This window comes from Methylobacter svalbardensis (assembly GCF_037671525.1).
Classification (GTDB): domain Bacteria; phylum Pseudomonadota; class Gammaproteobacteria; order Methylococcales; family Methylomonadaceae; genus Methylobacter_A; species Methylobacter_A svalbardensis.
Genome location: NZ_JAWPOH010000032.1, coordinates 1 through 15,202, shown reverse-complemented (window position 1 = coordinate 15,202; position 15,202 = coordinate 1). Strand labels below are relative to the sequence as shown.

Below are 15,202 nucleotides of genomic sequence, written 5' to 3'. Positions count from 1 at the left end.
TTTTTAGTCTAATAAATGTTGTCCACGAAAGACACGAAAATGCTTAACTGTTCAATCCGTTCCGCTGTTGCTTTTAGGTAGTTCAGTACATGCGTCCTTATGTGCACCCGTTATGACAGAAAGTGCTTTATGCATTGCATACCTTTTTTTCGTGCTTTTCGTGGACCATGCTGTTCCATTAGAGCTGCGTAATATTGTTAATAAGGCCGCTTGCGAATATGCAACCGGTAAAGTACCGGTGAAATCAATTCCTCAATCAGGAAGAAAAGTGCGACTATCAGCATGATGTCGATCAGGCTCAGCGCCAGTGGCTCTTTTAACAGCCATATCGGCAACAGTGATTCAGGCACCGTGTCGAGACCTCGCGCCCGGCTGCTTTCGACGCGTCCCATTCGGCGTTTGATAAAGCTTGCCAGCATGTCTCCAGCCATTGCCAAGGCACCGAATAATGCCCCCGTCAAGGGTTCTATTCCGCTTAAAATGGCTATCAGGGTTGTCGTTAAAATGGCTGAACACAAGCCGCGCCAGGTTTTGGTATTGCCAAACAAGCGATGGCCGTCGCGCAGTTTTAATTTATTATCTACCGGCCATGCCCAACGCTTGCCCAGTATTTTATTGACCAGAACCGGTGCGCCGTTCGCAGCAATAAGCAATGCGACAGCCTGAGTCATGCAATATAAACACACCGGTAGCGCAGTCATGTTGAAATCCTCGGTTGCTCAGAAAAACTCTGCCTTCAGCTGAGCTTATTTGACCATAGTTAACAATTTCTGTCGATTCAGCTTAGGTGAACTGCGGAGATGCTTGATGATGAACCGGCACGCGCATGAAACAGGCTGCTTAAAAATGCTGTAAAATGCTGTAAAATGCCTAAAAGGCAAAAATCAATCACTTTTGCCCCTTACTATAATTAAAGAGAAAACCATGATAGATAAAAAACTGCTTGATATTCTGGCTTGTCCTTTATGCAAGAGCCCGTTGATTTATGACAAGTCCAAGCAGGAACTTATCTGCAAAGCCGACCGGATTGCTTTCCCTATCCGTGACGATATTCCGGTCATGCTTGAAGATGAAGCCCGCGAGTTAACCAACGATGAAATCGACGCATTAGCCAAATGAGTGTGCGTTTTAAAGTCGTCATCCCGGCAAGATACGGATCGACACGATTGCCGGGCAAACCGTTGTTGAACATCGCCGGCAAGCCGATGATTGCGCATGTCTGTGAACGCGCACAGGAAGCCGATGCTGATGACGTTATTGTCGCCACCGACGATGTCCGGATTTTTCAGGCAGTCAGTGACTTAGGGTTTAAAGCGGTCATGACCCGCGCGGATCATCAAAGCGGCACCGAAAGAATTGCCGAGGTCGCAAGGCTTTGCGGCTGGGTTGGTGATGAAATCATCGTGAATCTGCAAGGCGATGAACCGCTTATTCCACCGACCTATATCCGTGATGTTGCTGCGGCATTAGCCGGTCAACAGCAGGCAGGTATTGCCACGCTGGCCGCCAAAATCACCGATCCCGAAGAGATTTTCAATCCTAATGCCGTCAAAGTGGTTTTGAATAAAGCCGGTTACGCGCTTTATTTCAGCCGCGCACCGATTCCATGGGAAAGGGATGCATTTACCCTGGCAGGCGGCAAGCCCTCAGGGAAATCGCCCTATCTCAGGCATATAGGCCTATACGCTTATACGGTTGATTTTTTAAACCGCTACTGCCTGTGGGATGCGTCAATGCTCGAATCGGTCGAATCGCTGGAACAGCTGAGAATACTGTGGCACGGCGAAGCTGTTCGGGTAAAAGTCGTAGACCGAACACCGGCCTCCGGTGTCGATACACAAGAAGATTTGTTGCGCGTGGAGCAAGTATTGCTCTTAAAGCACTAGCCTGCCCGGGTACTGTTTCCATTTGACATAGCCTATTAATAACAGTACCTTGGGCAACATTTTTTAACTTAAACTTAAACACCGGTTTTTCAAGAGCTGTCAATGGAACAATTTCAAAGAATAAGTCGTTTACCTCCCTATGTTTTTAATATTGTTAATGAACTGAAAGCTAAAGCTCGAGCGGAGGGAGAAGACATTATCGATTTTGGCATGGGCAATCCCGACCAACCTACGCCCGATCATATTGTCCAAAAAATGATTGAGGCCGTCCAGCGTCCCGATACGCATCGTTATTCGGTTTCCAAAGGCATACCCCGATTAAGAAAAGCCATCTGTACTTGGTATAAAAATCGCTATGATGTCGATTTAGACCCGGAAACTGAAGCTATTGTGACCATAGGTTCAAAAGAAGGTTTGGCGCATTTGGCGCTGGCTACTTTAGGTCCGGGGGATGTGGTGCTGGTGCCCAACCCTGCTTACCCGATACATCCGTATGGCGTAGTGATTGCCGGTGCCGATCTTAGACATGTACCGATGGTTCCGGGCGGTGATTTCTTTGATGAACTGGAAAAAGCCATTATCGATTCATGGCCGAAACCGAAAATGCTGATTCTTAATTTTCCCGGCAATCCTACCAGTCAGTGCGTGGAACTGGATTTTTTCGAGAAAATTATTGCCATCGCCAAAGAACATAACATCTGGGTAGTACAGGATATCGCTTATGCGGACATTGTTTTCGACGGCTACAAAGCGCCGTCAATTCTTCAAGTCGAAGGCGCAAAAGACATCGCCGTAGAATTTTTCTCGTTATCGAAAAGTTACAACATGCCGGGCTGGCGTGTAGGCTTTATGTGCGGCAACAAAGAACTGGTTGCGGCTTTGGCACGCATTAAATCTTATCTGGATTACGGCACCTTTACGCCGATCCAAATTGCCGCGATTGCAGCTCTTGAAGGCCCGCAGGAATGCGTTACTGAAATTGCCGAGATGTACCGCAAAAGACGTGACGTACTGTGCGACGGATTAGTGGCAGCAGGATGGCCGGTTGAAAAACCGAAAGCGACCATGTTTGTCTGGGCACGTATTCCCGAAGCATATCAGCACATGGGCTCGCTGGAGTTTTCCAAAAAACTGCTGGCGGAGGCCAAAGTGGCGGTTTCTCCGGGCATTGGTTTCGGTCAACATGGCGACGATCATGTCCGGTTCGGTTTAATTGAGAATGAACACCGCACCCGTCAGGCGGTTCGTGGTATCCGCAATATGATGAAAAAAGACAAGGTTGTATAATATTTTTTTAACTGGAGTTTGATTTGAAACCGGTAAAAGTAGGTGTATTAGGATTAGGGACTGTCGGTGGCGGCACCGTCAATGTGTTGAAGCGGAATGCGGCAGAAATTGCCCGCAGGGCAGGTCGTGAAATCATCATCACTCGCGCCTCGGCAAAAGATTTAAGCAAGCAACGTATTTGCGATACGCAAGGCATCGCCTTAACGACCGATCCTTATGAAATCATCAATGATCCCGAAATTGAAATAATTCTGGAACTAATCGGCGGGGCAGGGCCAGTCAAAGACATGGTGTTAAAAGCCATAGAAAACGGCAAGCATGTGGTTACCGCCAATAAGTCGCTGATTGCGTTGCACGGCAACGAGATTTTCGCCAGAGCCAGCGAAAAAGGCGTCATCGTCGCCTTTGAAGCCGCTGTTGCCGGCGGCATTCCCATTATCAAAGCCATACGCGAAGGCTTAAGCGGCAACCAGATTGAATGGCTGGCGGGCATTATCAACGGCACGGGTAATTTTATCCTGACCGAAATGCGCGATAAAGGCCGTGATTTTGCCGACGTATTGGCCGAAGCGCAAGCCCTGGGCTACGCAGAAGCCGATCCTACCTTTGATGTGGAAGGCATAGACGCCGGTCATAAATTAACCATTCTGGCTTCCATTGCTTTTGGCATCCCGTTGCAGTTTGACAAGGTTTATACCGAAGGTATTACCAAAATCACCCGCGTCGATGTCGAGTACGCGGAACAACTGGGTTACCGCATTAAACATTTGGGTATCGCCCGCAAAACGCCGGAAGGTATCGAATTAAGAGTGCATCCAACGCTGATTCCTGAACGTCGTCTTATTGCCAACGTAGACGGTGTGATGAATGCCGTTTTGGTTAAAGGCGATGCAGTCGGCGCTACGCTTTATTACGGCGCTGGAGCCGGGGCTGAACCTACCGCGTCTTCTGTCGTCGCCGATGTGATCGATGTGGTCAGAGCCTTGACCAGCGACCCTGAAAACCGCGTACCTCATTTAGCCTTTCAGGCCAATGCCTTGGCCGACATACCAGTATTACCTGCGGAACTATTCAGAACCGCTTATTATTTGCGGCTTAATGCAGAAGATAAACCGGGGGTTTTGGCTGAAGTGACCCGGATTCTGGCCGAGCATCAAATAAGCATTGAAGCCATCAGTCAGAAAGTGCCGCTGCATAATGAAACTTCGGTACCGATTATCATACTGACTCAGATCACGCTTGAAAAAGAAATGAACGCGGCTATTGCTGAAATTGAAGCGTTAAAAACCGTTACCGGTAAAGTCAACCGCATCCGTCTGGAAACTTTAGGATAAATAAAAAACATGTCTAAGCAGAAACACTACACCGGTTTAATTGAACGTTACAGAGATCGTCTGCCCGTTAGCGAAACCACTCGTATAATCAGTTTAAACGAAGGCAATACGCCGTTGATTCAACTGCAAAATATACCCCGATTGATCGGCAAGTCGGTTAATATTTATGTCAAGTTTGAAGGCTTAAATCCTACCGGTTCATTCAAGGATCGCGGCATGACCATGGCAGTCACCAAAGCCGTAGAAGCGGGTAGTCAGGCCATCATCTGCGCGTCAACCGGCAACACTTCCGCCTCGGCTGCAGCATACGCAGCACGCGCCGGCATTAAAGCTTTCGTGTTAATTCCCGACGGCAAAATTGCCCAAGGCAAGCTGGCGCAAACCCTGATGTACGGTGCTGAAATCATCCAGATTAACGGTAACTTCGATAAAGGCATGGCCTTAGTTAAAGAAGTCGCCGAACAGGCGCCGGTTACCATCGTTAACTCGATCAATCCGTTCAGAATTGACGGACAAAAAACCGCCGCCTTTGAAATTGTCGACGAGCTTGGTTGCGCTCCTGATTATCACTGCCTGCCGGTCGGCAATGCCGGAAACATCACTGCCTACTGGAAAGGCTATAAAGAATATTCAACCGAGTCAGCAACTCACAAAGCCGTTACCGCCAAGCGTCCGGTCATGTGCGGCTATCAAGCTGCCGGAGCCGCACCGTTCGTAGCCGGTCACATGATCGATGAGCCGGAAACCATTGCCACAGCCATACGCATCGGTCATCCGCAATCCTGGGATTTTGCCTGGGCTGCACAAAAAGAATCCGGCGGCTGGTTTGACAAGTTTACCGACGAACAGATTTTAGCCGCACAAAAAATGCTGTCCCAGTATGAAGGTATTTTTTGTGAGCCGGCCTCGGCAACATCATTAGCCGGAGCCTTGCAGGACATTGCTTCCGGGAAAATCCCTGAAGGCAGTACCATTGTCTGTACTTTAACCGGCAATGGCTTAAAAGACCCTGATACTGCTATAGCACAGTGCACAGCAGCGCATCCGGTGACGATTGAAGCCAGTTTGGATGCGGTTAAGCGGGTTATTTTGGATTGTTTATAAACAGATTTTCACCACGAAGACACGAAGAACACGAAGTTTTGTAGCCGGGACGGTGTTGAGACCACGTCCCGGCTGAGAAAGCAATCTCGGAAGCTTTTCATGACAGCCGGTGAAGCTGATTTAACATTTAAACGTGATCTTAAAGATACTGAATTTAAAGTTAGGCATTTCATGCAATGAATCCATCTGATCGAAAAAAAGTCGCAGTTATAACGAAATATGTTACTGAGTCATTCTCAGAAAGTGATTGGTTTGCGCTTGGACAATTAACTGGGCAGCTCAAAAAAATCTCCGATCATCCACGGTTATTTCGATCAATGAGCTTTGGCGATGATGATTATGAATTTTGCACGGCTGAAGTCTTAGACGCTATTTTTGTTGAAGATAGTAGTTCAATTCCTGAAGTGATTGAGCATTTCGACATCGATCTTTGGTATCAACAGAAGAGTCCCGAGAAATACCAAAAGCTTTTTGTCGCATCGACAGTCAAATCAGCGGATTTTTGGATAGACGGATACCTAAAAGTGTTTGTAAGTCATTTATCATCCAATCGAACTCGCATGTCTTCATTGAAAGTCGGATTAGCGAACTGGGGAGTCTCTGCATTTATTGCTCACGAAGATATAGAAGCATCTCGTGAATGGAGAGATGAAGTCGAGGCTGGGCTTGAATCAATGGATGTATTGGTTGCTGTCGTGGAGCCTGGATTTAAAGAGTCGGATTGGTGTGTGCAAGAAGTAGGATTTGCGTTAGGCCGTAAAATAGACATAATTCCGCTTAGAGCTGGACTCGATCCTTTTGGGTTCTTTGGCAAATATCAAGGAATTCCAATAAAAGGGAAGGTTCCAGAAAATGTGGCAGGTGAAATTACTCAGACGCTTTTGAAAAAACCACAGCATAGAAATAAGATTTTGCAGAGCATGAGCAAAGCCTTTGCCACTTTAAATTCGCAGAAAAAGATAGAACTAATTTCCGTTGTAGATTCTTGGTCTATCGTCACAGATGTCCAACTAAAAACAGTATTGGAACAAGCTTCCCTTTCTGAATTTGAACAGAAGCAGCTAAAGAATCTGATCGCTCAAGTTGGTGCATTTAAATTGCCGGAGTCGGCCATACCTGTTGACGAGTTCGATGATATTCCGTTCTGAACGTGTGAGGCTAGCCCTGTAGGCAGGAATAAGCCCGTTCGAGCGATAGCGAGAACTGGCGTTTCCGGCAACACACTACAATGAAGCAGATTATTAAATATTAAAGTCAGGAGGTAAATTTACTATGAATATTGAAACAATCCTTCATGAAGCTTTACTGCTTCCGCCTCAAGAGCGGGCACAATTGGCAGAACAATTATTATCCAGTCTCGACAGTCGAACGGAAACAGAAGTTGAACAGCTTTGGTTTCAAGAGGCCGCACGTCGTGCTGATGAAATGGACTCAGGGTTGGTGCAACGCATCCCTGCCGATGTGGTTAATCGGGAAGCCAAAGCACTCCTAAGGTGAACTGCTATTTTCTTATGAACCGGATAGTTACAAATCATTTTGCCCAAACGCATAAAAAAGCGCATCATTCGATGACATATCAGGAGGAAAGTCATGAGAACCACTGTTGTATTAGATGATGAATTACTGGAAAAAGCCCAAGCTTTAACCAACGTACAGGAAAAATCCAGCCTGATAAAGGAAGCCTTAAAAGCTCTGATAGAGCGGGAAAGTGCTAAAAGGTTAGCTTTGTTAGGTGGCAGTGAGCCGCAATTGCTGGCGATTCCGCGTAGGCAAAGCTCCGCTCAAGTGAATGATGATCTTAGTTGATACTTCTGTTTGGATTGACCATCTCCGTAACAATGAACCGTTGTTAGTCAGTTTGCTAACGTCAAATAGCGTCCTTTGTCATCCCTTTGTTCGAGGTGAGTTGGCATTAGGGAATCTCAGCCAACGCCAAATTATTTTGAGTGCTTTGGATAATCTGCCTTAAGCCCCTATCGTCTTTGCCGATGAGGTCAATCGGTTCATAGAAACGCATTCTTTGTTTGGTTTGGGAATAGGGCTTATCGATGCGTATTTATTAGCTTCCACGCAACTGGCAATCAATGCCAAATTGTGGACTCGCGATAAACGTTTATTGGCTGTTGCCATGCGCCTCAATTTGGCGATGGTGCTGGAATAATTGATCGACGAATAATTGAATGACCCAAAGGCCAACCAATATCGGCTTTTTTATTGGAAAACCCATGTATTATCAAGGCGTAAAAAAAACCATAGTTACCCGTCCGGTCACGAAAGCACGTTCTAACTTAGGCGAAATGCATCCGATAGTGGAGCGTATCTTTTTAGCCAGGGGTTTAACTTCGGAAGCTGAGCTGATCAGAACGCTGGCAAAGCTTCCGTCGCCGTGGCTGTTATCGGGCATGGAAGCTTTGGTAGGGCATTTGATCACGGCAATCAATGAGCGACAACGAATTTGTATCGTGGCCGACTTCGATGCTGATGGCGCAACCAGTTGCGCGGTAGCTATCAAGGGCTTGCAATTGCTGGGGGCAGGGGAGGTGTCTTTCGTCGTGCCAAACCGGTTTGAATACGGTTACGGCTTGACCCCTGAAATTGTCGATCTGGTTAAGCTGCAAAATCCCGATGTCATTATTACCGTCGATAACGGCATATCGAGTATAGACGGGGTTAAGGTAGCCAAGGATCTGGGCATAACAGTTCTGATTACCGATCATCATTTGCCGGGACATGAGCTGCCTATTGCAGACGCTATTGTAAATCCCAATCTGGTCGATGATGAATTTCCCGGAGGTGCACTTGCCGGTGTCGGCGTTATGTTTTATGTATTAATGGCGTTAAGAAGCCGGTTAAGGGAGCAGAACTGGTTTGAGCTTAACCAAACTCAGGAGCCTAATCTGGCCCAGTTGCTGGATTATGTCGCATTGGGTACAGTCGCCGATGTGGTGCCGCTGGACCAAGTCAACCGGGCTCTGGTGCATCAGGGTTTGTTGCGGATACGCACGGGGCGCTCGCATCCCGGGATTAATGCGCTTATCGAAGTATCGGGCAGAAAACCCGAAGCCATTTTTTCCTCCGATTTGGGTTTTGCGCTGGGGCCCAGGCTTAATGCGGCAGGTCGTATGGACGATATGTCGCTGGGAATTCAATGCCTGTTGACCGAAGACCCAGCGCTGGCAAAACAAATGGCGCTGCAACTTGATGAGCTGAACAATGACCGGCGTGAGGTCGAAGGGCAAATGAAAACTGAGGCCATGGCGTTGTTAAGCGAGATGAAAAAGCTTGATGAACATCATTTGCCTGCGGGCGTTTGCTTGTTTGATGCCAACTGGCACCAAGGTGTTATCGGCATTTTGGCGTCCCGAATTAAAGACCAATTGCATCGTCCTGTTATTGCTTTTGCACCCGCCGGAAAAGACGAGATAAAAGGCTCCGCGCGCTCAATTCCAGGCGTTCATATTCGGGATGTGTTGAGTGATATTGCCGCACTACACCCTAAATTGCTGAGTAAATTTGGCGGTCATGCGATGGCCGCAGGCATGAGTTTGAAAATGCACGACTATCCGCCTTTTGCATTGGCTTTTGATGCTTTGGTCAGAAAGCGTCTACTTACTATCGATCTGGAGCAAAAAATCTATTCCGATGGCGAGTTGACTGAAAAAGAGATGACTATTGAATTTGCTGAATTATTGCAAAACGCCGGGACTTGGGGACAGGAGTTTCCCGAACCTGTTTTTGATGGCGTTTTTGATGTTATTCAATCGCGTATTGTCGGTCAGCGCCATCTTAAATTAGTGTTGAGAAAACCGTTCGGCGATTTGTTGATTGATGCGATTGCATTTTATGTGGATAAGCCGGAAAACTGGCTGGGTTTAAGGCACATCAAGGCGGCTTACAAACTGGATATCAATGAATTCAGGGGAAATCGCAATGTGCAGCTTATAGTGCAGTACCTGGAAAAAATCACATAAAAAAAGGGCGGTTTAACCGCCCTTTTTTATATTACAGTGTGGTGCTTATTTTTTTGTTTCGGCGGGCACTGCTACCGGAGCTGGCTCAGAGGCTTTGGGTTCTGCTGCCGGAGTAGCTGCTTCACTTTCAATCGCTTTGGCAGGCTCCGCTACGGGTTCTATCGTAGCGGGAGCGGCGGCCTTTTCTTCAACGGCTGGAGGTGTGGCTTCTGCAGCAGGTTGCTCTTGCGTTGTTGCAGGAGCGGCTTCGGCTTTTGGTTCGTCAGTCAGCGGCACCAATATTTCTACTTTGGCCTGTTTACGCAATGTTTCTATCATGTCCTGAACTTTTTTGCGTTGCAGGAAAGGCATCAGTTGCTCTTTAACCGCTTCCAATGGAGGAGGCGTTAGCGGGCGAGAATCTTCTTTTAAAATCACATGATAGCCAAATTGGGTCTTAACTGGTTCCTTAGTGTATTTGCCCTTTTCCAGTGCGGCTGTGGCTTCAGAGAAAGGAGCAACCATTTGTGCAGCAGAAAACCAGCCTAAATCACCGCCATTTTGCGATTCTTTAGCGTCTAATGAATGCTTGTTGGCTAATTTGGCAAAATCTGCACCTTTATTCAATTCAGCAATCAGTTTTTTAGCTTCTGCTTCGGTTTTAACCAAAATATGACGCGCCTTAAATTCGGTTCCCTTTTCAGCAGCAATTTTACTGTCGTATTCAGCTTTAACCTCAGCATCAGTGACAGGATTGGCTTTAATGAAGTCTTGCAGATTAGCTTGGGTTAATAATGCCTTTTTAGCGGCCTCTAGCTGCGCTGCCAATTCAGGCGACTTATCCAGTTGTTTTTGTACGGCATCCTGAACCAGCAATTCACGCTGTACGAGTTCCTCAATCAATTTTTCTTTAGGAAAAACCTGTCCGTGACTGCGCTCTGCGATTTCTTTTTCCAACGCTTCCAGCGTCGATTTGGCGATATACTGACCATTGACAACTGCAATTGCATCGGCTTTATCAATCGCAGTTGCAGCAGGAGTAGTGCTGCCTGTATCAGTTGCTTTTTCTTGATTACAACCAGCAAGCAATGCTGTGCCGACAATAAGTAGAGGGATGAATTTTTTTTTCATTTATAATCTTCCTTTAGTTTCTTCAGAGGGTGAAAGAGCATTAATGCCTAAGGCATGAATTTGTTGTTTCATCATGTCGCCCAGCGCGTTATAAACAAGCTGGTGTCGCTGAACTAAAGATCTGCCCTCAAAAACGTCAGCGACAATAGTGACATGATAATGACCGCCGCCGCTACGCGCTCCGGCATGTCCGGCATGAGCTGCACTGTTATCAATAATTTCTAAAAGCTCTGGATTAAAAGCGTCATTTAACAGCTTTTTAATTAACTCGGATGTCATTGTGGAAAGACCTTTTTAAATGGTTTAACGGTAACCTTAACATAAACTCCGGCATCAATATAGGGATCGACGTCCGCCCATTGTTGGGCGTCTGCAAGGCTTTCAAACTCGGCGACCACCAGACTGCCGGTAAAACCGGCTGCACCGGGATTGTCACTGTCAATTGAAGGATGGGGGCCTGCTAAAACCAGTCGTCCGGCATCCTGCAGCTCTTGTAGTCGTTGGAGATGCGCCGGGCGCACTAACAGTCTTTTCTCCAGACTATCCGCTATATCTTCACTGATAATGGCGTATAACACGTTTTTATTCCTCTGTGTCAGGGATGTACTTATATAAAAAAAACATTTGTAACAAAATAAAAATGACCATCAAAGCCGGTACGCCAAATGTTTTAAAGGTAACCCAATCATCAGTATTGTAATTATACATCACATAAAGGTTGATAAAGCCTACGCTAATAAAAAAGCAGCCCCACATAGTATTTAATCGTTTCCAGATCAATGCTGGTAAGGTTAAGCTGCCGGACAGCATTTTTTCAATAAAGGATTTTTTGCCGATAAACTGGCTACCCAAAAAGGCTGCGCCGAATAGCCATTCTATAATAGACAGTTTCCATTTGATAAATTGCTCATCCTGTAAGTAGAGGGTTGCACCCCCCATTACCAGAATCAATCCCAAGGTAATCCATTGCATGGTCTCGACCTTACGGTATTTAAACCAGGCAAAAGCTACCTGAATAATGGTTGCAACGATGACAACGGCGGTGGCAACATAGATATCGTAAAGTTTAAACGCGATAAAAAATAAAAGTATGGGGAAAAACTCGAAAAGCTGTTTCATGAGTAACTGAGGGTAGGGTGATCAGGCGTAAGCATCTATTCCTGTTATCAATTGAGCGCGTTGATCTTGCAGCGGTGCATTGAATTCCTGATTGTAGGCAGAAAGTGCTCTTTGGGTTCGTAAATTGGTTAGTTTAATAAAATTATTTTGGCTAGTTAAATCAATGCTTAAGCCAACATTATCCAGTGTTTTTTTAATCTCTTCAGGAGTAGAAGGCTGATTAACTTTTTTGTCTGGGGCATCCTTTGCGACAGATAATTTGTTTTCGTTATTATATTGCACACCATTATTACCAACTTTCCGGTTAAGGCCTATGGTCGAATTTAATGATGAGCTATGAATTTTCATAATATACGGAGCAAACCGGTACGCAAACTTAACTATCGTTTATTGTAAAATCTTTAGTGAGGAATGTACACGCTTAAACAACCGTTTCTGTTAAAATTCTAGTTATTTTTGGAGCAAATCTGTGGATAAAAACACGAAAACAGAATTAGAGGCCGCTGCATTCAGGCGCTTAGTCAAGCATTTGCAAAAAAACACCGACGTTCAAAACATCGATTTAATGATATTGGCGGATTTTTGCCGAAACTGTCTGGCTAAATGGTATATGGCGGAGGCGGTAGAGCAGGGCATAGCGATGGATTACGAGCAAGCCAGAGAAATCGTCTACGGTATGCCTTATAGCGAGTGGAAAGATAAATTTCAAACCGAAGCCACAGCAGAACAATTGGCCGCTTTCGAACGCAAACAACAAACCAAACAATGATGATCGACAAATCGCAATATGATGATGTGTTTTCCGGCGTTATCGGGCAGGATTATGAGTTGCTCAATTTAATCTGTCCGTTAGCAACCAAAATGAGCCGTTTGGTAGGCGATAAGGCCTCTGAATATGCGGCGCAAACAACCGATAATCTCAATGTTGTGGAGCTGGGCGGCGGCACCGGCATTACTACCTTATCATTATTAACTGCATCAGATAATTTCAATATCATTAGCATTGATAACGAGCCGGTTATGCAGGAACAAGCCAAAAAGCATCTGCACAAATGGGCGGCAAATGGCAAACTGGTTTTTTGCGGCGATGATGCATTAACGGCGCTACAAAACATTGCGACTGACAGCGTCGATATAGTGGCTTCGGCCTATACCCTGCACAACTTTCTCGATACTTATCGTAAGGAAGTCATGCAGCAGATCTTCAGAATCTTAAAACCCGGCGGTCAATTCATTAACGGTGACCGTTACGCTTTGGATGATGTTTCCCTTCATACGCGAACCATACAGCAGGAAGTCAGCGGTTATTTCAAAGTATTAACCCAGCTCAATAAACTGGACGTGCTGGAACACTGGATAGTGCATTTGTTTAGCGATGAATCAGAAAATCACGTGATGCGTGAGTCGGTAGCGTTAGCTCAGCTACAGGACGCCGGCTTTTCAGATATCAATCTTTCCAATAGACTTGAAGTCAACGCGCTGGTGACAGCGACAAAGCCCGGTTAATCAATTACTCATGAAACACATTCTTAGTTCTTTTTTGTTACTGCTTACCACTGCCCAACTAAGCGGTTGCGCCAGCTTGGGCAGAGGTATGGCTGAAGCCTTTCTGGAAAAACAACAATCGGTCGATATCCGTGTTTGTGACATATGGGGAAAACCCTTCGATGGACTTGCGCCGTTTCTAGGCAATAAGCAAGGCAAGATGAAGGTGCTCATGGTGCATGGAGTGGGTAATCATTGGCCGGGATATTCAACTCAATTTGTAGAAAAACTGGCTAAAGAACTGGATTTACCGGTAATGTCTGCGCAGTATAAAAATATCTCGCTGACAAGTCGGCTTGATTCAAGCAAAAATCTGGGCAACTTAAGAATCAACCGCTTGCTAAGTAAAGACAAAAGCAGAGAGTTAATGTTTTATGAGTTAACGTGGTCTGCCATAACTGCCAAGCAAAAAGAAGTACTGGCCTATGATAATTCTGGAGAATATTCGTTTCGCAGAGCCGAAGTCAATGATTTGATGAAAAAGTTCTCCAATGACACCAGTCCTGACCCGATTATCTATCTGGGAGAGAGTAGGGAAGACATACTGGTTTCATTCGGCCAATCTTTATGTTGGATGACAAAAAGTAATTGGGCTGACTTGCCTGATGATGTAAAGCAGGCCTGTTCATTTAATGATGACACCATAGCAACGAATATGCGGATAGATCAATACGCCTTCATTTCGCATAGCTTAGGCAGCCGCATCATTATCGATGGCATGCAGCGCATTGCTTCTTTGCTGGATAAACGTAATGTCGAATTTAGTGATGCTTTAAAGAACAAAGAAATCCCCATTTATATGATGTCTAACCAACTGCCTATGTTGCAGTTAGGGCGCAAATTACCCGATGTAAGCAATCAAAAAGCGGTCTATTGTCAGCCGAATGGCGAAAAGTATAATCAACGCATGCTGTCTAAAACCCCCATCATTGCCTTTAGTGATCCCAACGATTTGTTAAGTTATGCGATTCCTCACGGTTTTGTAGAAAAATATCTGGATTCAAGATTATGCGTTGATGTGACTAATGTTAACATCAACGTAGCGACCATCTTTGACGCATTCGGTCTGGGTAAACTTGCCAATCCAATTGATGCGCACGTAGGCTATGATACTGATAATCGGGTGATTGCACTCATTGCCAAGGGCATTGGCAACCAGAACACCGCCAAAATTGTGAATGACCGTTGTCGATGGGTTGAAACGATAGATTAACGCAGTAAAAATCGTACAGGGGCGGATTTATCCGTCCCAAAGGACGCTCATAGGCGTAGTAGCCAATAACACAGAAACGCCACCAGCTTTGAGTTTTTCAACAAATCAAAAAGTAACTGTCACCATCGCTTGTTCATGCCAAACATAAATGCAAATAACTGAGTCGGTAGCCTGATAGGGGGACGAACTTCAATAGAGCATAATTAGAGACATGATATTAATTTAACATAATATACATTATGCGAAGTCTTGGCTATTGTCTCCGAGGCTGGTAGAGCGTTAGGCCCGCATAATGCACCCTATGTAAAAATTACCATTCGTGGTACAAAAGGACAGTACTACTTACCCCTGTCCTTGTGGTTGTTGCGAATCGTTCTTAATTGAAAAGTGAAAAACATGATAAGAAAAGTAGACCGTAAAAAAACACTGCCATCATTTTCAATAGATATAGGGGAACTAGGTTCTGTTGACGTTTCATCTCAGCCATAAAAGTACCGAGGAAAATGACAGCATCCCCATGTAATTAATAGCCTTTTTCTCGTATCGAGTGGCAATTCTGCGGTAATGTTTGAGCTTGCCGAACATGCATTCGACCGCATGCCGCTCCTTATAATGCCAATAATCGCATTTAAT

At 45.6% G+C, this 15,202-nt stretch carries 19 protein-coding genes and 1 pseudogene; 13 read left to right on the top strand and 7 right to left on the bottom strand.

Annotation, left to right across the window (positions count from 1 at the left end; genetic code table 11):
* Nucleotides 1-197 precede the first annotated feature (197 nt).
* Nucleotides 198-701: a CDP-archaeol synthase gene (locus RW114_RS12835; RefSeq protein WP_340123153.1), complete on the bottom strand. Its 504-nt coding sequence runs from the start codon at nucleotides 699-701 to the stop codon at nucleotides 198-200.
* A gap of 223 nt (nucleotides 702-924) precedes the next feature.
* Between RW114_RS12835 and RW114_RS12830 the strand changes: the two genes are divergently transcribed.
* The 10 genes from RW114_RS12830 (at nucleotide 925) to recJ (ending at nucleotide 9,582) form a co-directional block, all read left to right on the top strand.
* On the top strand, nucleotides 925-1,119 hold the full coding sequence (locus tag RW114_RS12830; protein ID WP_432746228.1) for a Trm112 family protein: 195 nt from the start codon (nucleotides 925-927) through the stop codon (nucleotides 1,117-1,119).
* On the top strand, nucleotides 1,116-1,886 hold the full coding sequence (kdsB, locus tag RW114_RS12825; protein ID WP_340123152.1) for a 3-deoxy-manno-octulosonate cytidylyltransferase: 771 nt from the start codon (nucleotides 1,116-1,118) through the stop codon (nucleotides 1,884-1,886). Before RW114_RS12830 ends, kdsB begins: the two co-directional genes overlap by 4 nt.
* A 102-nt stretch (nucleotides 1,887-1,988) precedes the next feature.
* Nucleotides 1,989-3,173 (top strand): alanine transaminase, encoded by a 1,185-nt coding sequence (gene alaC, locus RW114_RS12820; protein ID WP_340123151.1) that lies wholly within the window; start codon nucleotides 1,989-1,991, stop codon nucleotides 3,171-3,173.
* Between the two features lie 23 nt (nucleotides 3,174-3,196).
* Complete coding sequence (locus RW114_RS12815) at nucleotides 3,197-4,507, top strand: homoserine dehydrogenase (RefSeq protein WP_340123150.1); 1,311 nt, start codon at nucleotides 3,197-3,199, stop codon at nucleotides 4,505-4,507.
* A gap of 9 nt (nucleotides 4,508-4,516) precedes the next feature.
* Entirely contained in the window at nucleotides 4,517-5,611 is a 1,095-nt protein-coding gene (gene thrC / locus RW114_RS12810) for a threonine synthase (RefSeq protein ID WP_340123149.1), read from the top strand.
* 176 nt (nucleotides 5,612-5,787) lie between these two features.
* Nucleotides 5,788-6,759 (top strand): TIR domain-containing protein, encoded by a 972-nt coding sequence (locus RW114_RS12805; RefSeq protein ID WP_340123148.1) that lies wholly within the window; start codon nucleotides 5,788-5,790, stop codon nucleotides 6,757-6,759.
* Between the two features lie 124 nt (nucleotides 6,760-6,883).
* Nucleotides 6,884-7,108, top strand: a complete 225-nt coding sequence (locus RW114_RS12800) for an addiction module protein (RefSeq protein WP_340123147.1) — start codon at nucleotides 6,884-6,886, stop codon at nucleotides 7,106-7,108.
* A gap of 93 nt (nucleotides 7,109-7,201) precedes the next feature.
* The gene (locus RW114_RS12795) at nucleotides 7,202-7,417 is read left to right on the top strand and encodes a type II toxin-antitoxin system VapB family antitoxin (RefSeq protein ID WP_340123146.1); all 216 of its coding nucleotides are present in this window, start codon (nucleotides 7,202-7,204) and stop codon (nucleotides 7,415-7,417) included.
* Nucleotides 7,418-7,631: 214 nt separating this feature from the next.
* Complete coding sequence (locus RW114_RS12790; protein ID WP_340123145.1) at nucleotides 7,632-7,772, top strand: hypothetical protein; 141 nt, start codon at nucleotides 7,632-7,634, stop codon at nucleotides 7,770-7,772.
* 64 nt (nucleotides 7,773-7,836) lie between these two features.
* Nucleotides 7,837-9,582 carry a single-stranded-DNA-specific exonuclease RecJ gene (gene recJ / locus RW114_RS12785; protein ID WP_340123180.1) on the top strand — a complete coding sequence of 582 codons (1,746 nt, stop codon included), beginning with the start codon at nucleotides 7,837-7,839 and terminating at the stop codon, nucleotides 9,580-9,582.
* A 45-nt stretch (nucleotides 9,583-9,627) separates the two neighbouring features.
* Here the strand turns inward: recJ and RW114_RS12780 are convergent, their stop codons facing one another.
* Genes RW114_RS12780 through RW114_RS12760 form a run of 5 tightly spaced genes read right to left on the bottom strand, consistent with a single transcriptional unit; the run spans nucleotide 9,628 to nucleotide 12,159 of the window.
* Complete coding sequence (locus RW114_RS12780; protein ID WP_340123144.1) at nucleotides 9,628-10,692, bottom strand: peptidylprolyl isomerase; 1,065 nt, start codon at nucleotides 10,690-10,692, stop codon at nucleotides 9,628-9,630.
* A complete protein-coding gene (locus RW114_RS12775; RefSeq protein WP_340123143.1) occupies nucleotides 10,693-10,971 on the bottom strand; it encodes a BolA family protein in 279 nt (92 codons plus the stop codon). It abuts the gene before it with no gap.
* A complete protein-coding gene (locus RW114_RS12770; RefSeq protein WP_340123142.1) occupies nucleotides 10,968-11,270 on the bottom strand; it encodes a YciI family protein in 303 nt (100 codons plus the stop codon). The genes RW114_RS12775 and RW114_RS12770 overlap by 4 nt, the downstream gene beginning before the upstream one ends.
* Before the next feature lie 4 nt (nucleotides 11,271-11,274).
* Nucleotides 11,275-11,811 carry a septation protein A gene (locus RW114_RS12765; protein ID WP_340123141.1) on the bottom strand — a complete coding sequence of 179 codons (537 nt, stop codon included), beginning with the start codon at nucleotides 11,809-11,811 and terminating at the stop codon, nucleotides 11,275-11,277.
* 21 nt (nucleotides 11,812-11,832) lie between these two features.
* Nucleotides 11,833-12,159, bottom strand: coding sequence for a hypothetical protein (locus RW114_RS12760; protein WP_340123140.1), 327 nt, complete (start codon nucleotides 12,157-12,159; stop codon nucleotides 11,833-11,835).
* A gap of 121 nt (nucleotides 12,160-12,280) precedes the next feature.
* Here RW114_RS12760 and RW114_RS12755 point away from each other — a divergent pair, with 121 nt between their 5' ends.
* The 3 genes from RW114_RS12755 to RW114_RS12745 all read left to right on the top strand — a co-directional run bounded on the left by RW114_RS12755 (nucleotide 12,281) and on the right by RW114_RS12745 (nucleotide 14,569).
* Entirely contained in the window at nucleotides 12,281-12,580 is a 300-nt protein-coding gene (locus RW114_RS12755; RefSeq protein WP_340123139.1) for a DUF1244 domain-containing protein, read from the top strand.
* Nucleotides 12,580-13,317: a class I SAM-dependent methyltransferase gene (locus RW114_RS12750; RefSeq protein ID WP_340123179.1), complete on the top strand. Its 738-nt coding sequence runs from the start codon at nucleotides 12,580-12,582 to the stop codon at nucleotides 13,315-13,317. Before RW114_RS12755 ends, RW114_RS12750 begins: the two co-directional genes overlap by 1 nt.
* A gap of 88 nt (nucleotides 13,318-13,405) precedes the next feature.
* Nucleotides 13,406-14,569: a hypothetical protein gene (locus RW114_RS12745; RefSeq protein WP_422614810.1), complete on the top strand. Its 1,164-nt coding sequence runs from the start codon at nucleotides 13,406-13,408 to the stop codon at nucleotides 14,567-14,569.
* Nucleotides 14,570-15,043: 474 nt separating this feature from the next.
* Here RW114_RS12745 and RW114_RS20990 read toward each other — a convergent pair.
* Nucleotides 15,044-15,202: pseudogene (locus tag RW114_RS20990) on the bottom strand (IS5 family transposase); the annotation flags it as partial.